Origin of the sequence: Paenibacillus sp. EZ-K15, from assembly GCF_002573715.1 — a bacterium.
Taxonomy (GTDB): domain Bacteria; phylum Bacillota; class Bacilli; order Paenibacillales; family Paenibacillaceae; genus Paenibacillus_AQ.
Window position 1 is genome coordinate 146,197 of record NZ_PDHM01000007.1, and the last position, 21,605, is coordinate 167,801.

The 21,605-nt window shown below is 49.7% G+C and carries 18 protein-coding genes; 14 read left to right on the forward strand and 4 right to left on the reverse strand.

The genetic code is table 11. The features are described 5' to 3' along the window. Positions 1-65: 65 nt before the first annotated feature. Positions 66-536: a MarR family winged helix-turn-helix transcriptional regulator gene (locus CRG97_RS04315; protein ID WP_076325923.1), complete on the reverse strand. Its 471-nt coding sequence runs from the start codon at positions 534-536 to the stop codon at positions 66-68. Between the two features lie 213 nt (positions 537-749). Here CRG97_RS04315 and CRG97_RS04320 point away from each other — a divergent pair, with 213 nt between their 5' ends. From CRG97_RS04320 to CRG97_RS04330, 3 genes are all read left to right on the forward strand, one after another. Next, on the forward strand, positions 750-2,090 hold the full coding sequence (locus CRG97_RS04320; protein WP_098741916.1) for an MFS transporter: 1,341 nt from the start codon (positions 750-752) through the stop codon (positions 2,088-2,090). 82 nt (positions 2,091-2,172) lie between these two features. Further along, positions 2,173-2,904: an ABC transporter ATP-binding protein gene (locus CRG97_RS04325; protein WP_098741917.1), complete on the forward strand. Its 732-nt coding sequence runs from the start codon at positions 2,173-2,175 to the stop codon at positions 2,902-2,904. 14 nt (positions 2,905-2,918) lie between these two features. Beyond that, positions 2,919-4,181, forward strand: coding sequence for an ABC transporter permease (locus CRG97_RS04330; protein WP_098741918.1), 1,263 nt, complete (start codon positions 2,919-2,921; stop codon positions 4,179-4,181). A 55-nt stretch (positions 4,182-4,236) separates the two neighbouring features. Here the strand turns inward: CRG97_RS04330 and CRG97_RS04335 are convergent, their stop codons facing one another. Continuing rightward, the gene (locus CRG97_RS04335; protein WP_098741919.1) at positions 4,237-5,511 is read right to left on the reverse strand and encodes a BaiN/RdsA family NAD(P)/FAD-dependent oxidoreductase; all 1,275 of its coding nucleotides are present in this window, start codon (positions 5,509-5,511) and stop codon (positions 4,237-4,239) included. Between the two features lie 211 nt (positions 5,512-5,722). Here CRG97_RS04335 and CRG97_RS04340 point away from each other — a divergent pair, with 211 nt between their 5' ends. The 3 genes from CRG97_RS04340 to nadE all read left to right on the forward strand — a co-directional run bounded on the left by CRG97_RS04340 (position 5,723) and on the right by nadE (position 9,358). Further along, positions 5,723-7,447: a two-component system sensor histidine kinase NtrB gene (locus CRG97_RS04340; RefSeq protein ID WP_098741920.1), complete on the forward strand. Its 1,725-nt coding sequence runs from the start codon at positions 5,723-5,725 to the stop codon at positions 7,445-7,447. 324 nt (positions 7,448-7,771) lie between these two features. Beyond that, entirely contained in the window at positions 7,772-8,206 is a 435-nt protein-coding gene (locus CRG97_RS04345) for a BrxA/BrxB family bacilliredoxin (RefSeq protein WP_098741921.1), read from the forward strand. A 342-nt stretch (positions 8,207-8,548) separates the two neighbouring features. After that, positions 8,549-9,358: an ammonia-dependent NAD(+) synthetase gene (gene nadE / locus CRG97_RS04350; protein WP_098741922.1), complete on the forward strand. Its 810-nt coding sequence runs from the start codon at positions 8,549-8,551 to the stop codon at positions 9,356-9,358. A 70-nt stretch (positions 9,359-9,428) separates the two neighbouring features. On the opposite strand, the gene CRG97_RS04355 is transcribed toward nadE, so the two are convergent. Next, positions 9,429-9,980, reverse strand: coding sequence for a dihydrofolate reductase family protein (locus tag CRG97_RS04355; protein ID WP_098741923.1), 552 nt, complete (start codon positions 9,978-9,980; stop codon positions 9,429-9,431). A gap of 240 nt (positions 9,981-10,220) precedes the next feature. On the opposite strand from CRG97_RS04355, the gene CRG97_RS04360 reads away from it, so the two are divergent. The 4 genes from CRG97_RS04360 to CRG97_RS04375 all read left to right on the forward strand — a co-directional run bounded on the left by CRG97_RS04360 (position 10,221) and on the right by CRG97_RS04375 (position 14,432). Next, positions 10,221-11,333, forward strand: a complete 1,113-nt coding sequence (locus tag CRG97_RS04360) for an RNA-guided endonuclease InsQ/TnpB family protein (protein WP_098741924.1) — start codon at positions 10,221-10,223, stop codon at positions 11,331-11,333. Between the two features lie 195 nt (positions 11,334-11,528). Continuing rightward, positions 11,529-11,966: a holo-ACP synthase gene (acpS, locus tag CRG97_RS04365; protein WP_343225183.1), complete on the forward strand. Its 438-nt coding sequence runs from the start codon at positions 11,529-11,531 to the stop codon at positions 11,964-11,966. A gap of 25 nt (positions 11,967-11,991) precedes the next feature. Next, on the forward strand, positions 11,992-13,140 hold the full coding sequence (gene mutY / locus CRG97_RS04370; RefSeq protein ID WP_098741925.1) for an A/G-specific adenine glycosylase: 1,149 nt from the start codon (positions 11,992-11,994) through the stop codon (positions 13,138-13,140). Between the two features lie 56 nt (positions 13,141-13,196). Beyond that, positions 13,197-14,432, forward strand: a complete 1,236-nt coding sequence (locus CRG97_RS04375) for an MFS transporter (RefSeq protein WP_098741926.1) — start codon at positions 13,197-13,199, stop codon at positions 14,430-14,432. A 101-nt stretch (positions 14,433-14,533) separates the two neighbouring features. Here the strand turns inward: CRG97_RS04375 and CRG97_RS04380 are convergent, their stop codons facing one another. Next, positions 14,534-15,142, reverse strand: coding sequence for a superoxide dismutase (locus tag CRG97_RS04380; protein WP_098741927.1), 609 nt, complete (start codon positions 15,140-15,142; stop codon positions 14,534-14,536). 326 nt (positions 15,143-15,468) lie between these two features. On the opposite strand from CRG97_RS04380, the gene CRG97_RS04385 reads away from it, so the two are divergent. The 4 genes from CRG97_RS04385 (at position 15,469) to CRG97_RS04400 (ending at position 21,299) form a co-directional block, all read left to right on the forward strand. After that, on the forward strand, positions 15,469-18,036 hold the full coding sequence (locus CRG97_RS04385) for a hypothetical protein (protein ID WP_098741928.1): 2,568 nt from the start codon (positions 15,469-15,471) through the stop codon (positions 18,034-18,036). Positions 18,037-18,063: 27 nt separating this feature from the next. Beyond that, positions 18,064-18,831 carry an ABC transporter ATP-binding protein gene (locus CRG97_RS04390; RefSeq protein ID WP_098741929.1) on the forward strand — a complete coding sequence of 256 codons (768 nt, stop codon included), beginning with the start codon at positions 18,064-18,066 and terminating at the stop codon, positions 18,829-18,831. A 68-nt stretch (positions 18,832-18,899) separates the two neighbouring features. After that, positions 18,900-20,177: an ABC transporter permease gene (locus CRG97_RS04395; RefSeq protein WP_237566290.1), complete on the forward strand. Its 1,278-nt coding sequence runs from the start codon at positions 18,900-18,902 to the stop codon at positions 20,175-20,177. Positions 20,178-20,210: 33 nt separating this feature from the next. After that, positions 20,211-21,299, forward strand: a complete 1,089-nt coding sequence (locus CRG97_RS04400; RefSeq protein ID WP_098741931.1) for an efflux RND transporter periplasmic adaptor subunit — start codon at positions 20,211-20,213, stop codon at positions 21,297-21,299. The last annotated feature ends 306 nt before the right edge of the window (positions 21,300-21,605 follow it).

Consider the following 21,605-nt stretch of genomic DNA (forward strand, 5'->3'; position numbering starts at 1 on the left):
TAGACTCTTATTAATAAGAAGAACCCTGATTCCGAGAAGGAGGAAGGGTTCTTCTCTTTGCTTTTTCAGCCTTGCTGGCGTACGATTTGCACCTGTTCCGCATGTTTGCCCATTTTACTCAGAAGTCCAATCAGTTGATACTTCTCTTCCTCATCCAATCCACCCAGGGCATGCTGGATGTGACGTTCATGCAGGGGGTAAAGCTTCTGCATTAATTGTTCTCCGGGCGGAGTCAGCTCGGCGTAAATCACTCTTCTGTCCTCGGGACAGGGCTTGCGGCGTACATATCCTTTTTCGACGAGCTTATCAACCACATAGGTTACGTTTCCGCTCTGCAGGAGCAGCTGTGCCCCGATCTGCTGGATGGGCTGGCGGCCTTTATAGAACAGTACTTCCATTACGGCAAATGAAGTTGGATTAAAGCCTTCGATTTTACTGCCATTCACGACATGTTCGTTGACGCTCTTGAATGACTTGGCAAACACCCGATACAGGTGCATAGCAAGCTGTGTATCGCGTTCATGTGACACCTTCATACATTCTCCCGCCTTTGATATGGACTCATGTCCTGAATTACTTCAAATCTAAGATTACGCTGAAATGAATAAATTCAACATGTGATTTGTCACAATGCAGCCGAAACATTTTCATTCTCCGGCTCCGTATTAACTACACCTCCAGCCCGATACGCCTTCTGAACGCCGATTTTATAATGAAACTATTCAGATGGGATGAAAAGGGTGGGGAACATGAATCAAGCACAAAGCGTGGAATCAGAGGGATTAAAACCGCTGCTGCGCAATCGGAACTATATGTTATTGATGGGATCTCAGCTGGTGTCCAACATGGGAGAGTGGCTGTATATCATCGCGCTCTTGACGCTTGTCGGATTGAAATGGCAGGCCGCGCCCTGGGAAATAACGGCGATGACATTATGCATGGCCATTCCCGTCTTGATTGGCGGCCCCGTGGCAGGATGGATCGGTGACCGGTATGACCGCAAAAAAATCATGGTGATATCGGACGTGGTCAGAGTTTTTATCTTGATTGGGGTTTTGTTTGCAGGCAATCTAATACAAATTTATATACTGCTGATCGTTAAAGGCCTGATGGATGTCCTGTTCTCTCCTGCCAAGAGCGGCAAGATCAAAGAGATCGTAGAGCCGAAGCACATCGATCAGGCGGTGACGATCAGTTCATCGATCGAGCAGTTGTCCAAGATCATCGGGCCGTCCTTGGGCGGTTTATTAATGGCGTTGTTCGGCATTCAGTTATGCTTCATTATCGATGCCGGGGCCTTCGTTATATCGGCGCTGTTTCTGCTTGGCGTGCCGGGTGGGAAGCAGCTTAAGCAGAAAGGACTGACCGGTGAGTCGCCAAATGAAGGGCGTGGTGGGCATGACGGACGAAAAAAATCCTTCTTCAAGGAAATCGGGGAAGGAGTGCAGCTGATCTATGGCATACCGCTGCTGCTGGGAGGCGTTGTTACGATATGCGCAGTAGTACTGGTGCTGCAAATGGCTGATTCTCAGATTGTAACCTTGTTCCGGTTGATTCCTAATGTATCAGAAGATCTGCTTGGTTACTGTATTTCTGCCAGCGGCTTTGGTACGTTAATCGCAGCCATGTTTGTCCGCAAGCTGAGCTGGAGCACGCTTGCCAAGATGGGAATAGGCGCTGCCGCAGCGGGTTTGGTGTTTGCCGTATGTGCCGTAGTTGTCGTGACCGAAATGCCCCATCTGCTGCAGAGCGTAGTTCTGTTCGGATCCTTCTTTCTGGCGGGTGCAGGCGGAGGGTTCGTGCTTGTACCGTTCCAGATGCTGCTAATGAAGAGGACCCCGGAGCACATGACGAGCCGCGTATTCGGAACGGTCAATAGTCTTACCAGCGGTGCGGCGATCATCGGGCCTACGCTCGGCGGCGCCCTCGTTACAGGCCTGGGACCTGTGCCGACTTATATCGTTGCAGGGCTTGGAACTGCTGCAGTGGGTGCCGTGCTGCTGCTGTTCAAAGGCAGAATCGAACGGAAGGATGAAGCCTCTGCCACAGGAGATGAAGTCCATAGGGTCCCTGAAACTTCTACGATGTAATGGAAGAGTGTTTCACTAAATGCAACGAATCCCCATCCATCTGCGTAATACTGAGAATAGGATTAATGGATGGGGTGTTAAGATGCATAGGATTCAAGAAAATGGACTTGAGCCCGAGCCGGTGCTGAAGGTGGATATTCAGCAGTCGGGTTACGAACCAGGTCGCCCACGCATACGGGATATATCGTTTCAAGTGGTACCCGGCGAACTGCTGGGGTTGATCGGACCGAATGGAGCCGGAAAAAGCACGACCATTAAGACGGTGTTGGGGTTGCTTAAAGATAGTAAAGCCGACGTCTTTATTGCAGGCCATCCTCCTCGATATGCTTACGTTCCCGAGCAGCCGGTGTTTTACGAGGAATTGACGCTATGGGAGCATCTGGATTTGGCAGCTGCCGCATTTGGAATGAATGATGAACATTTCGAAGCACAGGCTGATCAGCTTCTCCGTCAGTTTGGAATGGAGTCGGTGCGCAATGAACTGCCGGGAGGCTTCTCCAAAGGAATGAAGCAGAAGATGATGCTGATGATCGGCTTTCTCTCCAAGCCAGACGTCTATATTGTAGATGAACCGTTTATCGGATTGGATCCCCGGGCCACCCGAGATTTTTTGAATCTGCTGCTTGAGGAGAGACGCCGGGGAGCCGGTGTATTGATGTCTACCCATGTGCTGGATACCGCAGAAAAGATTTGCGATCGCTTTGTGCTCATATCCGGAGGCCGGATTGCTTCGGAGGGCACGTTGGATCAAATCCGCCAGGCTGCTGATCTTCCCGGCGCATCGTTGTTTGATTGCTTCGATGCGCTCACATGAGGGAGGTGATGGATATGGATCGATCCTATCATTTTAGCCATCCAGGCGCCCTCTTTTGGCGAAGGGTAACCGCACATTGGAAGAATCAACGAGACAATCTGGCAACCGTGGTCGACTGGATCGTGATGCTGTACATCATTGTTCCGGGTCTGCTGCTGGGAGGCGGGCTCTACCGCGAGTTATGGACGAGCCCGCTTCCCGGATGGGCACAGTTCTTCCCGCTGCAGGCGGTGGTAGGCATCCTGCTCTTTATGTTCTCCGGCAGAGTGCTGCTGTTCCTGGAAGAGGCTGACGTGTTGTTTCTTCGGCAGCAGGGGGGATGGATGAAGGGCTTAATGATCAGAGGCATGGTATACAGCCATACGGTCTCAGCAATCAAGGGATTGGTCGTTACAGTGCTTGCGCTCCCAATCTTGGTCAGGGAACATGGGATAACCGGTATTGTTCTGGTGACCTTGCTGATGATTACAGCTGTATGCGCCTGGTGCGCGAATCTATTAACCGCTATGATTCGTGCAAGCTATAAAGGCTGGCGGAAACATGTGCTCACTTATATCGTACGCTGGCTATCATTCGGACTGCTGGCGTTGCTTGTTACATTTTGGCTTGAGTCCTACGTTGTACTATGGGCAGCTTCCTTGATTCTGCTCTTGGTGCTATTTCTTCTTAGCCGCAAGCGTCTTGCTATGCAAGGGACCTTCATCGCAGATGCGCGTGAGGATGCGAAGACAAGGATCCAGTTGACGGAGAAGCTGCTCATTCAAGCTGTCGGTAAACCTCCCAGCGTACGAAGTAAAACCTGGTTTATGCGCAAGTCCGGCCGATTGTTCAAAGGTACGGCAGAGAAGAGGCTTGCCGATGCGGGGTTAAAGGCGATTTTGCGCCACCCTGAGAGCTTGTTATTATATATTCAGATTACGCTGGTCGGCATCCTGGCCGTCTGGCTGCCGCCGCCGATCATCAAAATCATCGTATATCTTGCTTTGGTATTGATGATGTCGTATTGGCTGAATACAAGGTGGGCGTTGTTCGCCAAAGCCGAATTTATGCAGGTGCTCCCGTTTACGAATCAGCAGCATCGTTCGGCTGGTGTTCTCGCGGTCCGAACCTTACTCGCACTTCCCGCCTTTCTTTATTCGCTCATGACAGGGCTAACGCTTTTACAAGGGGGAATGGGATGGCTCGCCGCGCTTGTATTGACTGTGCTGGCTGTCATGGTCGCGCCCTCGCTCATGTCTTGGCCGGTCTACAAGGAGGAGAGATACCCACAAGAATAATAAAAAGCGCGCTGGAAAGCTCCAATGGATGGGACATACAGCGCGCTTTTATTCATTATTTGTTTATCACTGCGGCTTCGGCTGCATGCTTTCCTGCCGTATAACCGGTTGCAAAGGCGGCCGTAATATTGTAACCGCCGGTGTATCCGTGAATATCCAGAATTTCACCACAGAAGAAGAGGCCGGGCATCAGCTTGGATTCCATGCTTTTGGGTTGGACTTCCTTGAGGCTGACGCCGCCGCCTGTCACGAAGGCCTCCTTCAGCGAACGGGTGCCCGAAGCGCGGAACGTGAACTTTTTTAGAATGGAGGCAAGGGTTGTCAGTGACGTTTTGGAGATACCGCTGCAGATCATTTCGCTGTCGATGGACGACTTGGATAGCAGCAGGGGGATCATTCGTTCCGGGAGCATGCCTTTGAGCACGTTTTTGATGCTCTTTCTTGGCTCATCCTCCAGTCGACCTTTGAGCTCGGCCTCAAGCTCCGCTTGGGAACGGTCGGGGAACATATCGATGCCCATGTCCACATTCACGATATCAAACTTCCGCTGCACCTGGCGGATGAACTGACTGCAGCGCAGCGCGATCGGACCGGACACTCCGAAATGGGTGAACAGCATATCTCCCCGGTGAGCAATTACTTTTTTTCCTTTCGGATTCCAGACGGACAGCTCAACATCCCGCAGTGACAAGCCCTGCAGCTCTTTAGAGGCAATAAAAGGCTCGGTGGAGACGATAGGCACTTCAGTTGGATACAGCTCCGTGATGGTATGTCCTGCCGCCTCAGCCCATGGATAGCCGTCCCCCGTGGAACCGGTTTGAGGCACGGATTGTCCGCCCGTTGCAATAATTACGCAGGAGGACTTGATTACTTCCCCGGATTTCAGCTCGACCCCGGCCGTCCGGCCGTTCGCATAGAGAACGCTCTTCACCGGACTGTTTGTCCGAATGTCAGTACCAAGCTCCTTCACTTTGCCAATCAAGGCATTCACAACGCTCGAGGCTTTATCCGTCACAGGAAACATGCGCCCGTTGTCCTCTTCTTTGAGGCGAATGCCAAGCCCTTCAAAAAAAGACATGATATCCTTGTTGTTCCAATGCTGAAAAGCACTATATAAAAAACGGCCGTTTCCCGGGATGTTGGCAATTAATTCATCCTGTTCTTTGGCATTCGTCACATTGCATCTTCCGCCGCCCGATATGCCAAGTTTACGGCCCAGTTTATCTCCTTTGTCGATTAGCAAAACGGAAGCTCCTCTTTCCCCTGCAGCAACGCAGGACATCAATCCGGAAGGTCCGCCGCCGACGACAATAATATCATAATCAAGCATGTTTGCTCATAGCTCCTTTGGGGGTATATCAATTAATAGATGAATCTTATTATATAGGATATTTGCGAATTATCCCAAACCTCATGAATAGGACATAGGATGGAGTTTCCCCAGGCTTCGAATGAGAAATTACAATATATTGTAATATGATGTCGCCTATGCTTTAATCAGAAATATTAGATGCGTTGTCCAATTGAGGTGATCGATCGCTGTGCTGAGCCTATGGAAAGATATTTTGCTGCAAGTTTTGCTGTCTGGTACACTCATCTTTCATCTGCCGCTTCTCCTCGACAGACATCTAAAGTGCCTGAACAAGAAGAATCCGGATGATCTGCTTCGATTTCGCCAACATATTGTCATTGCATGCGGAATCAGCACTGTATTATGCGTCTTGATCTCGGCCATGAACGATTATTACGTTCCGATCCATCTTGGCGTAATCCCGTTATTTTTAGGCATATTATATGGAAGTCGACGTTCAGGGCTATGTCTTGCAGCTATATATATTACAAGCCATGGGCTGATGAACGGCTGGTCCACGATCGGCCTCATTCTGTATATGCTGGTTCTGGGGTACTCGCTATTACCCTGGATTGCCTCCAATTTCAAGAAAGGCTCCATGACCGAAAAGATTTGTTGGCTGTGGAGTGCGCTTATTCCGGCTATGCTGATTATTGTAGCCTCCCACGCGATTGAAGGGAAGGTTAACCATGATGTTCTGAACCCGGATACGATTCTGGTAACCATTCTGTATATGCTGATCGGTATTTTTTATTCTGGAATGATTGTGTACTGGATCGAATTAACATGTGAGCGCCTGAGCGCAGGCCAATACGATGTGAAGGTCAAAGAGTGGTCATCTTTAACAAAAATGATGGAGATGATTCCTTTAGGCATGGTTGCGGTGGATCGAAGCGGCAATATCATCGCCTTTAATCAACCGCTTATCCGCAGCTTTCGAAACGTCTTTCCTAATCTGACGACCAAGGATGTCATCGGCAGACCATTATTTGATTTATTGGACGGCATGATTCAGAAGGAACATCTGCGCAACCGGTTTCAGAGAGCCGTAGATGGAATTGAAAGCACAGGCGAGATTATGCGAAGCGCTACCCGGGTGTATTCCACCGACATCTATCCGCTTATACATAACGGAAACGGCGACATTTTGGGTGCGGTAGGTATTATGGAAGACATTACGGAGCTGGAAAGGCTTCGCACGGAATTTATGAATGTAGAGCGTTTAAGTTTGGTTGGCCAAATGGCGGCAAGCATTACCCATGAGATTCGCAATCCGATGGCTGTCGTGCGCGGATTCTTGCAGCTGATGCAGGAGAAGAGTCCGGATACGCTGGACCATTATTACCGGATCGTCATGGAGGAGCTCGATCGGGCCAACGGTATCATCAGCGATTTTTTATCCCTCGCCCAAAACAGGGTGGCAGAAAAAGAAGAGTGTCACCTTCATGACATTATCCATGAGCTCAATCCGCTCTTGTGGGCTGACGCGAATTTGCGCGGACAGAGCATTGAGCTGAAACTCGGAACCGAAATTCCCCATCTGTACCTGAATACCAAGGAAATGAAACAGCTGATTCTGAATTTATGCCGAAACGGGATGGAGGCTATGGACGATAAGGGAACGTTGACGATTGAAACTCGGATGGAAGGAGATCGGGCGCAGCTGTACGTTGCGGATACCGGTATCGGCATCTCGGAGAATGAGCTGGAACGTTTGTTTGAACCATTCTTTACGACGAAGAGCAAGGGAACGGGGCTTGGACTCGCCCTGTGCATGAGCATTGTACAGCGTCATCATGGAACCATTGATGTGAAGTCGAAGCTTGGCGAGGGAACGGTTTTCATTATTTCATTTCCTCTTCACTCGTACCCGCAAGGGTTGCCGGAATCCCAGAGCGCTGCCGCTTCCGAATAAACAGATTGGTAATTAGGCATCATAAGGCAGAGCTTAGGGTAAAGGAGGGATTCGGATGAGTAAAAATGATTCCAAGCAACAGGAGCAGCAGGAGCGGGAAAACAAAGATCGCCGTGGCGAGCCCATCGTTGACAAGAAAAAAGATGGGGTAAACTATCCTGCTACCTAGTTCAACCTATGGAACAATGAAAAACGGGCGGTATCCTATTTTGTGATGCTGCTCGTTTTGTATTTTCTTGCTTTCACTCTTTAGGATTGTATAATATAGATATCGATGAGCTGTTATAATTCGAACAATCTTGTTTATATAAGGAGTGAAAAGTTATGGGTATGTCTTTTGACCGATATATGCGCGATATGGTTCAACCGATGCGGGATGAGCTGACCAGCTTGGGAATCAAGGAGCTGACAACACCTGAAGAGGTGGAGGAAGTTCTTCCTACAGCGAAAGGGACAACGCTGGTCGTTGTAAACTCCGTATGCGGCTGCGCAGCAGGGCAAGCGCGTCCTGGTGTAGCCATAGCGCTTGAGAACACGGTGAAGCCGGATCAATTGTTTACCGTGTTCGCCGGACAGGATAAGGAAGCAACGGCTAAAGCCCGTGAGTATTTTGCTCCGTATCCTCCATCCTCCCCATCGATTGCTCTGTTGAAGGACGGGGAATTGGTGCACTTTATTGAGCGTCATCAAGTGGAGAATCGTTCTGCAGAAGAAATCGCGGCGGATTTGACCGACGCATTCAATCGCTACTGCCAGTAATCCGGCAGTTACATAGGCCCCGAAGCATTCGGCATATTCCGAAGCCGCGGGGCTTTTGTTATAGATATAGAATTTATAAGTTATCAGCTACGCTGATGAAATTCTATATCGCAAGAAAAACTTCCGCTAAATGCGGTCTGTCTTCTAAGAGAGTACGTCGATAGACGTTTTTCTTATAGATATAGAATTTATAAGTTATCAGCAACGCTGATGAAATTCTATATCGCAAGAAAAACTTCCGCTAAATGCGGTCTGTCTTCTGAGAAAGTATGTCGATAGATGTTTTTCTTATATCAAGGAAGTACTTCAGAAGAGGGAACATACTGAAAGGAGTCATATATCATGAGCCTACAAGAACAAATTATCGCAGAGCTGGGTGTCAAACCTACCATTAGTGTGGAGGAAGAGGTACGCAAGCGCGTTGATTTTCTGAAAAACTATGTAAAGAACTCGGGCACTTCCGGACTGCTGATCGCCATTAGCGGCGGGATTGATTCCGCCGTGGCTGCCGGTCTGTGCAAGCGGGCTACTGATGAGCTCACGGAGGAGAATGGCAAGGAATACAAGACACTCGGGGTGTTCCAGCCATACGGCGAGCAGGCTGATATTTCAGACAGCTATGCGACAGCGAAGGCCTTCGATTTGAAACATACCGTCGAGACGAATATCGAGGAAACGGTGAACGAAATAGCGTTGGAGGTTGAGCATGGCCTGAAAAATATCGGTGTCCATAAGCATATGAGTATTCCCGGTAAAGGCAATGTGAAGGCCAGAGTGCGTATGGTGGTACAATATGCGCTGGCATTCGAGCAGAATTTGATCGTGGTCGGCACGGATCATGCTTCCGAGGCGATTACCGGCTTCTATACCAAGTGGGGCGATGGAGCAGTGGACATTACGCCGCTGAGTTCCCTGAACAAGCGTCAGGTACGTATGCTTGCATCCTATTTGGGGGTTCCGCAATCGATTCTGGACAAGGCCCCTTCTGCCGGCCTTTGGGAAGGTCAGACGGACGAGAAAGAGCTCGGAATCAGCTACGAGGATAACAGCGATTATCTGGAAGGCAAGACGATCGACCCTGATGTTCAGCAGAAACTCGAGAGCTATTACGTCAGAACCGCGCACAAACGCAATACGATTCCAGGCATCTAACATACGAATATCCAGGCAAATAGCCTTCCGGGAGGAATACCCTCCGGAAGGCTATTTATTTAGCGCGACATTAGGTATATATGATATTGTAGGTCGGTTTGAGGACGCCGTTGGCATACTGCTTCATATCAACCAGTTCGAGTCTTAGCCGCGGTTTGACACTGCCGAACAACGGAACGCCGTCACCAACCATTACCGGGTTTACCTTTAATACAAGCTGATCGATCAGTTGATGCTGAAGCAGGCTTCCTGCCAATTCCCCGCCGCCGCACAGCCACAGCCTGCCGTCTGTCTGTTGTTTGAGATTATGGATGTACGGGATGGCGTCCTCCTTGACTAATTCAACTTCTTCGTTGGATTCGAATTCTAATGAGCGTGAGAATATATAATGCTTGAGTCCTTTGTAACCAGGCTCACCGGGCTTAGCCCCCATCTTAAATCCAAACTCATACGTTTTACCACCCATCAGCACAGCCTCAAACTCCTGAATTTCAGTCAAGAAGTCCGGAACATGCTCCCCATCGAATAAAAAGAGAGTGCGGTCGATCCTTCCATCCATCATGGCTTGATCGGCGATAAAATAGTCAAGCGAAACGGCCACGTGATAAATCAATGAGCCCATAATATGATTCCCCCTTACATCATGCCATTTTGTACAGTCTATATGGATAAAATTTGAAATACAACAAATTTATTTGATTCATCTAAATCACTGTGGATACACGAGACTTTAGTCGTGTAAGGAAACAGTGTCGCTGGTGTTTGTCTCGCATCACCCACTTCTCCCTCCCTTTATACTATTATTTAATTGACGCTTTCACTAACTATCTCGTAAAGTGTATTTAGTGAAGGGGGTGTTTATTTGCAAATTACGATTACAGCTAAAATAAAGATCAAACCTACAGAAGATCAAGTATCTCAGCTGAACGAAACAATGATTGCCTACAGGCAAGGATGTAATTTTGTTTCAAGGATCGTATTTGAGTCTGTAGATCTCAAACAAGCTTCTTTGCATAAAGTCACATATGGAGCCCTTCGTACTCAGTATGGATTGCGATCACAAATGGCACAGTCTGTCATGAAAACCGTCATTGCAAGATATAAGACCAATAAGAGTAATGGGTATGAATGGTCTCTTGTCACATTCAAAAGACTAGAGTATGACCTTGTGTGGAACAGAGATTACTCTTTGTCTAAGGAAGTATTCTCTTTGAACACGGTTGAAGGGAGAATTAAAGTTCCCTATGAATCAAAGGGCATGGAGCAGTACTTCGAATCTGAGTGGTCTTTTGGTACAGCTAAGTTAGTAAACAAGTATGGGAAGTGGTTTCTACACATCCCAATGACCAAAGAAGTTGAAGATGTTTTAGACTACAATATCAATAATGTTGTCGGAGTTGACTTGGGAATCAATTTTGTTGCAACCACCTATGATTCACAAGACAACACTCTCTTCTTCAATGGAAGACCCATCAAGCATAAGCGCTCTAAATACAAGTTTCTTCGCAAACAACTGCAGCAGCTAGGAACTGCGTCCTCACGCCGAAAATTAAAGCGGATCGGACAACGAGAATCCCGTTGGATGACTGATGTAAATCATCAGATCAGTAAGGCACTCGTTGACCATTATGGAAGCAACACCATGTTTGTGATTGAAGACTTGTCTGGAGTACGTAATGCTACCGAAAGGGTAAGAGTTAAGGATCGATACGTCACCGTTTCTTGGTCATTCTTCGAGTTTCGTCAAATGCTAGTTTACAAAGCTGTCATGTCTGGGTCTAAGGTTCTCACTGTTGATCCACGGTACACTTCGCAAACCTGCCCGAAATGTGGTCACACAGAGAAGGCTAACCGAGACAAAACGAAACACGTGTTTTGCTGTAAAAACTGCTGCTACACATCAAATGATGATCGTGTAGGAGCAATGAATCTTCATCGAAAAGGAATTGAGTACATCGCTGAAGTAACTGCCTAAGCATGTCTTTTGTAGTTGGGTAGTAGTCAACCTGCCTGATGTAACGCCACACTAAGGAAGGAGATTCGCAAGAATTGTTCGCACTTCCGGGCAGTTACAAGCTTGTGACTTCAGTCATGAGTTGTTGACGTTGTTGTAACGCCGTTGGTCTCGCGTTGACGTACTTCGACTGATACAATAAGTAAGAGTATATTTTTGGGACAGGAAGACTGGATCCATGAAGGAGAGCGGACGATTGTGATCTACGGAATCGGACATGATGTGCTGGACATGAAGCGAATGGAGATGTTGATGACAGGTCCTCATGGAGAAAGATTCATGAAGCGCGTGCTTACGCAGGGTGAGCAGGTCATTGCCGCCAGTAAGGGGGCGAATCGGACGGAGTTTGTTGCCGGGCGCTTTGCTGCCAAAGAGGCGATATCCAAAGCCTTTGGCTCCGGAATCGGAGGTATAATCGGGTTCCGTGACATAGAAGTGCTGCCGGGTGCTCTTGGCAGGCCTGAGACTCGACTATCCCAGGAAGCCTGGGATCGCCTCGGAATAGAGGAGTCGACACATTATGCGATTCATCTGACGATTTCGCATCAGGCCACGCTGGCTTCCGCTTTCGCCGTGGTTGAGAAGATAAAGTAAGGTTGACGAAGGAGATTACTTATAGATGCATAATACGGAACACAAACAATACTTCAGCCAAGAGCTGCTGGATTGGTATGAGATCAACAAAAGGGATTTGCCATGGCGCAGGCATCGCGATCCCTACTATATATGGGTATCTGAAATTATGCTGCAGCAGACCCGGGTGGACACGGTAATCCCATATTTCCACCGGTTTATCGAGCGGTTTCCAACGATTCAGTCGCTTGCGGATGCGCCGGAGGACGATGTGTTGAAGTGCTGGGAGGGCCTTGGCTATTATTCCCGGGCACGCAACCTTCAGGCTGCCGCAAGGCAGGTGACAGAGCAGTATGGGGGCGTTATGCCGAGCGGCAAAGATGAAGTGTCGGGACTTAAAGGCATTGGTCCTTATACCTCGGGTGCCATTCGCAGCATCGCCTTCAACATTCCTGCCGCAGCAGTGGACGGTAACGTCATGCGTGTGCTGTCCCGCTATTTTTTGATTGAAGAAGATATTATGAAAGTGAAGACCCGCACCAAGATGGAGGAGCTGGTGCTTACGCTGGTTCCGGATGGGCGAGCATCGGATTTCACCCAGGCGTTGATGGAGCTGGGGGCGTTGATCTGTACGCCGAAGTCCCCCAAATGTCTGGTATGCCCGGTGATGGAGCATTGTACAGCGCGGTTTGAGGGCAAAGAGGAGTCCCTTCCTATTAAGACGAAGGCCAAGCCGCCGCGTCCTGAATACCGCCTTACGGCCATTGTAGAGGGCACTGGCGTGCACGAAGGGAAGATTCTGATCCGCAAGCGTCCATCCACCGGTTTATTGGCAGGGATGTGGGAGCTGCCGCATGTGATCGTATCGACCGAGGGAAGAGGCGTACCGGCCGTAATGTCCGAGGAGACGGCGATGAGCCGCTTGCGTGATGCCTTGCTGGAGGAAGGAGTTCCGATCCTGCCGATGGGCCATGTGATGGACGCCGAGCATACCTTTAGTCATATTCAATGGAGTATGGGCGTGTACCGCTGTAAATGGCAGGAAGTGCCACCTGCAGCCCTGCAAGCAGCAGAAAGTGCAGTGGCATATGAGACAGGCGAAGAGAACTTTCGCTGGATTCACGTTCATGACATGGAACGCTACGCATTTCCGAATGTGTTCATTCGGATTCTGAACTCGTATTTCTCATCTTAAAGCCGTAATTTCCCTTCCATGGGGATAGAATGGTCTCGTAAGGAGTAGTGGAGCTTTTGCATAGCTGGAAGAATGCGCTTCTTTACATTTTTGGCATCGGGGTTTCCAATCTGGGGAACTGGATCTATCTGGTCGCGATTAATTTGCTTGTGCTGCATATGACTGGTTCTCCTGCGGCAGTGGCTGGATTGTTTATCATCCGGCCGCTCGCAACCCTGTTAACCAACTCCTGGGCGGGCAGTATTATTGACCGGGCGAATAAGCGCAGGCTTATGATCACCACCGATGTGATCCGGGGGGCTTTGATTGCCCTTATCCCCTTCATGTCTTCGGTTTGGGGCATCTACTGTATCATGTTTCTGATTAACGTGGTGGGGGCTTTCTTCGGGCCTACGTCTATGACTTATATAACGAAGCTGATCCCGGTAGAGGAACGGAAGCGGTTCAACGCATGGTCCAGCTTTACGACATCCGGCGCGGTGCTGCTTGGACCCGCCATATCCGGTCTATTGATCGCTTATACGGACATTCGGATCAGCATCTTCATCAATGCCGTATCTTTCTTCATCTGCGCGCTTGTCATTTACTTCCTTCCCGATGTGGATGGAGAGGAGAGCGCAGGCAATGGACGGGATGCCATCACAATGAAGACACTGCTTCGGGACTGGGCTGCGGTTATTGATTTCGGGAAAGCGGCGAAGTATTTTATGCTCGTATATCTGTTATTTCAATCCGCCATGCTGCTCGGCTTCGCGCTCGATTCCCAAGAGGCCACCTTCATTAAACAGGTGCTGCTCCTCGGCGACGAGGATTACGGACTACTCGTCAGCGTAGCCGGAGCAGGGTATTTGGCCGGCTCAGCGGCTGCGTCTCTAACTGTCAAATGGCTGTCATTGCGCATGTTTATCGGGGCGGGTGTACTTCTGTCGAGTGCCGGGTATATGATCTTCTATGCCGCATCCGGCCTCTTGACGGCCGTTATCGGCTTTATCGTGTTTGGTTTCTTCTCTTCGTATGCGAATGCGGGATATACCACTTTTTATCAAAATCAGGTGCCTATTGATCTGATGGGGCGCTTTACGAGCGTGACCCGCTTGCTGGAAGGGATGCTGCAGATTCTCTTAACACTTCTGCTCGGTTTTGCCGCAGCTGCCTGGCCGCTGCAGGCCGTATGCCTGATCGGTGCAGGTGCAGCCGTCCTGATCTCGGTCATCCTGCTGGTGGTCATCTATGCGCCATCCAAGGTCCGCCATTATGAGTCAGGCTCTGCAGCAGCGGTAAATAACACGTAACAGCATAATATAGATATAGAAAAAGGCTGCTTTCGTAGTAGACAGGGTCTACAGCTGAAAGCAGCCTTTTTAGTATGATATCGGTTTTTAGTTAAGCGATATTATTTCGCGTTATCGTAACGTTTGCCGACTTCTTCCCAGTTCACTACATTCCAGAATGCGGAGATGTAATCAGGGCGTTTGTTCTGATATTTCAGGTAGTAAGCATGCTCCCAAACGTCCAGGCCGAGGAGAGGGGTTTGACCTTCCATGATCGGGCTGTCTTGGTTCGGTGTGCTGGTTACTGCCAGTTTGCCGTCTTTAACAACGAGCCAAGCCCAGCCGCTGCCGAAACGGGTTGTAGCCGCTTTTGCGAAATCTTCTTTGAATTTGTCGAAGCCGCCCAGCTCGCTGTTGATGGCATCAGCCAATGCGCCAGTCGGTTCTCCGCCGCCGTTTGGTCCGATAACTTCCCAGAACAGGGAGTGGTTAGCATGGCCGCCGCCGTTGTTGCGAACCGCTGTGCGGATGCTTTCCGGTACAGCGTCAAGGTTAGCGATCAGATCCTCAAGGGATTTGCCTTGAAGCTCAGGAGCGTTCTCAAGAGCAGCGTTCAGGTTGGTTACGTAGGTATTATGGTGGCGATCATGGTGGATCTCCATCGTTTGTGCGTCGATATGAGGCTCGAGCGCGTCGTTTGCGTAAGGAAGTGCTGGTAATTGAAATGCCATAGTAAAAACCTCCTGTAAATTTAGTTTTTGGTTATGATGAAAGGGTCTTCCTTCATCAGGAAGTCTTTATCATCCCGGAGACGTAATATGTAATCCGGCTACACTACATATATTAAACCGTTTTGGGTGATTAAATCAACTTTTATGTTTGAAAAGTCCGAGAGGGCTGATTTATTGCATGAAGGAACGTAGTTTCAGTGCAAAGAATAATAATTGGAAAACTTTTCTGTGAAACTTGTCGTTATATATATAGTCTTGAAAAAATCTATGATTTCAACGTCGATATAGAAGGGATATGTCGAGGTAGAAAGGAGTCGGTACATAACATGAATAGTACAAAGCTCAGAGTGACTGCCATTCTGATGGCTGCCATTCTGGCTGCGGCACCGCAAGTGGAAGCTGCAGCAACTAAGACACAGCCATCGCAAATCACGAAGTCGACTGCGCAGAAGGGTGCAGCGCTGGCCTGGAGCGTGCAGCTTGGCAACAACGTCACGGCAAAGCTTGACCATGCCGACGTATGGCAGCAGACCGGCACGAATGTGGCGGTATTTACACTGACTTATAAAAACGGGGGGAAAAGCGCAGCGCGCCTGGTATCTTATTTTCCCAAGGTGGTGCTTCCCGGCGGTTCCGTGACGGCGGCCAATCCCATATCCAAGGATCTGGCCAAGAAGAAGGTAGAGCCCGGGCAAAGCCTGAGTGTAACCTACTATGCGAAGACCGAGAGCAGCTCCTTGTCCGGCATGAAGCTGGTGATGGACGTATGGAATCCGCAAGTCAAAGGTTACCTGCAGCGTGTCGGAACGTACAGAATGCCCGCCAATTATACAGCAGCCGTACCATCTGGTTCGAGCTCCAAGCTGAATCTGGGCGGCACTCCGGTTACCGTACAGGCTGAATCACTGGAGATCATCAAGTATGACGGCAAAGTCATCGCCAAAGTCGGGATGTATATGACGAACCATGGTGGAAAGGTATGGAATGATCGGGGGTTCGAACCGTATTTGGCGACGGCAAGCGGCAGTTCGTTCCTTCTGCGTCATGAGGCAGGGGCTGAGGGTGTGCCTGTTCAGCCGAAAGAAAAGAAACTGGTTTATTACATAACAGAAGTTCCCTCTTATCTTAAAACGACCGGTTTGCATTTCCTGTGGACCGAAAACGATGAAACGCTGAAGCTGTCGTTGCCGGTCGCATCCTTCAAGCTGCCTGCGGCAACAGCTCCAAAGTGGGATGTTGCGGCGGGCGCGGCCAAGAAGTTGACCATCAAGGGGATTCCGGTCGATGCCAGAATCCGCCAAGCTTCGCTGCGTGCCTCAGGGGGGCAGGGCATATGGAATATCGAGATGGCCTTCAAGAATAAAGGGAAAAAATCGGTGGAGGTTCCGGCCTACGAATTTGCGATTAAAGCATCCGAAGGCTCCTTCCATCCTTACACTCCGGATAACAAAGCGGGTTTGACGCTGCGTCCCGGGGAAGAGAAAACGATGGTGATGGAAATAACGCTCCCGCTAGATCTCAAGCAGGACCGATTGAAGCTGCAAATGATCGGGACATCTGGACCAGCCAGCTCATCTAAACCGCCGGCGAGCTCGGGTGAACCGGCCGGTGAGCCGACCACCGAGGTCCAGGAGTCATTGACCCTGCCGATTGCATACTTTGCCATCCCTTATCAAACGGAACGCAAATCATCTATCGGTGTGGAGTACGACGCGCAGACGGCCAAAGGATTTGCGTACACGCTGGAATCCATCCAGCGCCTGCCATGGCAGGATCAGGATCTGATCGTTGCGAAGCTGCGTCTGCGGAATACTCAGGAATCCAAATCGCTGCCGCTGCCTGAGCTTAAAGTGAACGTCACAGCGGACGAAAAAACAAGTCTGGCTGGTTCGGAGGTTATTGCGGAGGAGCAGGGTTCCCTGATTTCCCCGGGGTCATCAACCGAGGTATATGTCATGGCGCGGATCCCGTATACCAAGGATATCCGTTCGCTTCGCTTCGAGCTGTTTACGCAGCAGGATACGGCCAAAACGTCGTTCCTTACCATGACCACGTCCGGCATGACGCAGTCGATCAGCACTTTGGAGAAAGGGAAGCCGTATACCGTTACCGCGATTGGTAAGCGCGCAGAGGCGCAGGAACGGCGGACGGTCATCTATGAAGGTGTGGACTCCGATATTGTCTATTCCGAGTTCTTGCTGACCAGCAATGAGCAGCGCCGCGTTCAAGCAGCGGTGCTGAAGGGGTATTTCCAAAGCACGGATGGAAAGATCTATGAAGCGGAAACCATTCAGCCTGAAGCCTCGCTTCAGCCAGGATCCAAGCAGTCGATTGTCTTTTGGGCCAGAGTGCCGAAGGGGGCTGCAAGCGAACTGGGGCTTGCTCTGGGTACGGCGATGACCGGAGGCAAGCTTGCTGAAACAGGTAAAGACGCTACCGGTGTCATGGGCATGAAAAAATTGATGCTGAATCCGATCAGACCTGCCATAAGCTCCGGACTGACAAACCTTGATTGGTATCCTTACCACGTTTCGGTTACGAAAGCGGTAGGACATCTGCAGGAAGGCAGCTCATCTATTCCGCTGAATATCACGATTGATGTAAAACGCAGCGAGAGCATCATTGCGGCGGACTCCGGCCACAAGCTGATTTTAATCATCAAGGACAACCTCGGGCAGACACAGGAGCGCACGCTCACGCCAGGAACCGATATTCAGGTCCCAGGCACCCGGTCGATGTCGATCGAGCTGTCGGATGAGCAATACAAAAAACTTCGAGGCGGTTGGTTTAACTTGACCCTGGTGGATGAATTCCAGAATGAGCGGATCACGCTAGGCAGTCAAAGCTACAATCTGATATTCACGCCTACAGCAGTTCCTGACGAGGAGAGTTAAATTAAGAACCGGAAAGGAATAGCGAACATGTTGCGTTTGGAAAATGTATCGCACAGCTTTAAGAACGGTAACGAAGTGTTAAAGGTGCTCCATAATATCGAGTTCGAAGTCCAGAAGGGAGAGATGATTGCCCTGCTGGGCAGCTCCGGGTCGGGCAAGTCCACGCTGCTCAACTTGATGGCAGGACTGATGAAGCCGACGGAAGGCCATATTTATATTGCCGATCAGGATATTGTCAAGTACGGGGAAAACAAGCTTGCTGTCTTCCGGCGCAAGCATATCGGCTTTATTTTTCAGGCCTATGAACTGATCCCGACGCTCACGATTCGTGAAAACGTGGAGCTTCCCCTCGTCTTTCAATCCGTTTCTCCGTCCAAGCGCCGGAAGAAAGCGATGGAGCTTCTGGAGATGACGGGGATCGGTGATAAGGCTTCACTGTACCCGTCCCAACTGTCAGGCGGACAGCAGCAGCGCGTTAGTATTGCGCGCTCGTTGATTACCGAGCCTTCCGTTATTTTTGCGGACGAGCCGACGGGTAACCTGGACACCAAAACGGAAGAGGAAATCATCCGAATTATGATGGCGCTAAACGAGTCCATGAAAACGACATTTGTCATCGTTACTCACGAGATGGAAGTCGCTGCCCAAATGAAAAAAACGATTATGCTCCGTGACGGTTATCTGGTTCAGCCGGAGGACTATACGACGCCAGCAGCAGTTCAACGGGGGCCAAACGGCCCCTCGTCCCTGCCTGGGGTCCCGGTTCATACGGAGGGGGCAGGTGAGGTCAGCTGATAATTTTAGACAGCATACGGCTGGCATGGGGACAGATTAAACGTCGTAAAGTGGTGACAGCCCTGTGCATGACTGGTATTTCGATTGGATGCGCGGCTATTATCGTAGCGATCAGCATTGGCAACGGCGCCCAGAATTATTTGGAGACGGAAATTATAGGCGGCATGAAGCTTGACGAAATTACGGTGACTCCACAGGGCTCAAGCGGGCAAGGAGAAGGCAGCGGCCCCGCGGCCGGAGCTGACCGGGGATTGCTAACGGATGATAAAGTTCAGGTGATTCAGGGCTTTGATCATGTCAAATCCGTTATAGCCTCCAAGCAGCTCGGGTATTTTAGAGCCATTTCGTCCGACAACCTGGTAAACGACGGCTTCAACGTCGTGGCCGTGGACCTGTCAAAGCTCAAAGAGCAGGGTAACAGGTTCAAGGAAGGTGGCGCGCTTGAACAGATCGGTGCGATGGTGCTCAATTACGGAGCAACAACCGGATGGAAGGATGCAGAGACGAGCGAAAGATTGATGAATATGATAAGTACCGATCCCAATAACCCGAAGCTATGGGAAGAATATCAGATGTATGAGAGCACCGTTTCGGAAATGAACGGCAAAAATATTCAGCTGGAGTCGATGGACGCAGACAAGAAACAGCTTAGCCCACAGCTTTATGTTGGAGGCGTGCTGGACGTGCCTACGGGGAGAGATGCCCAGTTTGCGTTCTACGATCGTCAGGCCTATATTTCCTTTGATACGGCGGAATGGCTAACAAACAGTTTGAACCTGCAAAATAGAACAACTTCGAAACAGCGGGTATACGATAGTCTAACCATCAAAGTGGATGATCTGCAGAGTATTAAACCGCTTGAGGATTTGATCTCAAAACTTGCGCTGAATGCGAGCGACAATCTGGCCATGCGTGATCAAGTCGCTTCCCAATTGGATACATTCAAAGCGATCGCTCTCGGCATAGGCGTATTTATCCTGTTATTGGCCTCGATATCAATCATCGTAGCCATGACGATGTCTACGCATCAGCGGCGTAGGCAAATCGGCATCATGAAGGTCCTTGGGGCGAATATGCCGCAAATCCGCAACATGTTCATCGTAGAAGCCAGCCTGCTCGGTTTGCTTGGCGGATTGCTTGGCATCGTATTCGCATTTTTGATCATCAAGGGACTGAATTCATTCATCATGGCTTCGGCGGGCATGTCAGGGCTGCAAATTGCGGTTACGCTGGAGACGCTGCCCATCGGCATTGCTTTCGCTGTGATGACCGGAATCTTCTCGGGGATCTATCCGGCGATCAGCGCAGCAAGAACGAATGCACTTCTGGCCATCAAGCGGGATTAGGATAATGAGCATCGGAAAGGAAGCTAAATCGGTATGATAAAAAAAATCATAAAATGGACGGTTATCGTTGCCGTGCTGGGCTTGGTGGGATATTGGGGATACGGACAGGTCAAACCGAAAGAACCCGAGATTCCCATGATGGAAGAGCCGCAGGTCATCACATTTCCCGTAACGGAGGAAACCATCGTCTCGACCGTGCAGGTCAAGGGAACGTCCGAATACGGGCGGGAGACCAATGTGTACGCACCTTTTGAAGCGAAAGTGGAGTCCTGGAACGTTGAGAACGGTCAGCAGATCAAGAAAGGCGATGCGCTTTTTAAATTAGAGCAAACGGCCATTCGCCAGCAGCTTCAGCAGAAGGAAGCCGAGCTGCAGAAGCGGAAGCTGGAGAAGGAGCTGAAGGAGTTCACGTTAAATCAGGACCTCGATAGCGCCCCGGCTTTAGCAACGGAGGCCGAACGCCTTAAAATGCTGGCAGATCAGGAAAATGCTCGGCTGAGCAGTCAACTGGACGAGGTTACTAACGATATTGAGCGCCAGACGATGGCCGACTTGAATGACAGGCTGAAGAAAGCTACATACTTATCACCTGCAACAGGCCTGTTTCTGTTCGACCCGACGCAGCAGCGGCCGCAATCGATGACGGCGAACCAGTATATCGGCAAAATCGTCGACCTGGATTCTCTTCGATTAGTGGCATTTGTCGGGGAAAACGATATATTCAGCATTAAGCCGGACATGGCGGTTGAGGTTAAGATGCCGTCCATCAAGGATCTAAAGCTGAAGGGAAAGGTGCTGGAAGTAGCTAAATTCGCCGAGACGACGGCCCAGGAGAAGCAAACTTCCCAGGCACCGCAGTTTAAGGTGATCATCTCGCTGCCGAAGGAAGAGCGTTTGATCGGTGGGCTGACGCTAAACGGAGACATTGTAACCAAACGGAAGGATAAGGCGGTTGTAGTTCCTAAACTTGCCGTTATGACGGACGGAGGCACCTCCTATGTCATGGTGGACAAGGGAGGCGGCCAGATTGAACGGCAGGATATCGAGACCGGCTTGCAGACGCTGGATAAAGTCGAGGTTTTGTCAGGGCTGAAAGTGGGCGACACCGTCGTTCTCCAGTAAGTAAATATCATGATCAAAAAACACAGCGTTCCTCAGAGGCACATAGCCGAGAGGACGCTGTTGTTTTTTACTACTTGTCTTTATCCTCGGTGGAACGGGAGAAGTTTGGTTATTTTATCGAAGTATAAATCTTAAATAAGAAAGAAAACCCCTGGAAATTAATGGGCCTATTTTAACAGTGAGCTAATGGTTTAGCAGCAGGAAACAAACCTAGCATTCAACAAAAATATGGAATTTTATCCAGCTAAAATGATGAAAACGCTTCCTATAAAGCGCTTTCAGAAGAAAACTCGTGAATTTACGAGA

Coding starts and splice junctions, on each gene's coding strand:
- CRG97_RS04330 (WP_098741918.1), top strand. CDS start 2,919: ATGGATCGATCCTATCATTTTAGCCATCCAGGCGCCCTCTTTTGGCGA.
- CRG97_RS04395 (WP_237566290.1), top strand. CDS start 18,900: ATGACTGGTATTTCGATTGGATGCGCGGCTATTATCGTAGCGATCAGC.
- mutY (WP_098741925.1), top strand. CDS start 11,992: ATGCATAATACGGAACACAAACAATACTTCAGCCAAGAGCTGCTGGAT.
- CRG97_RS04380 (WP_098741927.1), bottom strand. CDS start 15,142: ATGGCATTTCAATTACCAGCACTTCCTTACGCAAACGACGCGCTCGAG.
- CRG97_RS04335 (WP_098741919.1), bottom strand. CDS start 5,511: ATGCTTGATTATGATATTATTGTCGTCGGCGGCGGACCTTCCGGATTG.
- CRG97_RS04320 (WP_098741916.1), top strand. CDS start 750: ATGAATCAAGCACAAAGCGTGGAATCAGAGGGATTAAAACCGCTGCTG.
- CRG97_RS04385 (WP_098741928.1), top strand. CDS start 15,469: ATGAATAGTACAAAGCTCAGAGTGACTGCCATTCTGATGGCTGCCATT.
- CRG97_RS04400 (WP_098741931.1), top strand. CDS start 20,211: ATGATAAAAAAAATCATAAAATGGACGGTTATCGTTGCCGTGCTGGGC.
- nadE (WP_098741922.1), top strand. CDS start 8,549: ATGAGCCTACAAGAACAAATTATCGCAGAGCTGGGTGTCAAACCTACC.
- CRG97_RS04325 (WP_098741917.1), top strand. CDS start 2,173: ATGCATAGGATTCAAGAAAATGGACTTGAGCCCGAGCCGGTGCTGAAG.
- CRG97_RS04390 (WP_098741929.1), top strand. CDS start 18,064: ATGTTGCGTTTGGAAAATGTATCGCACAGCTTTAAGAACGGTAACGAA.
- CRG97_RS04315 (WP_076325923.1), bottom strand. CDS start 536: ATGAAGGTGTCACATGAACGCGATACACAGCTTGCTATGCACCTGTAT.
- CRG97_RS04355 (WP_098741923.1), bottom strand. CDS start 9,980: ATGGGCTCATTGATTTATCACGTGGCCGTTTCGCTTGACTATTTTATC.
- CRG97_RS04345 (WP_098741921.1), top strand. CDS start 7,772: ATGGGTATGTCTTTTGACCGATATATGCGCGATATGGTTCAACCGATG.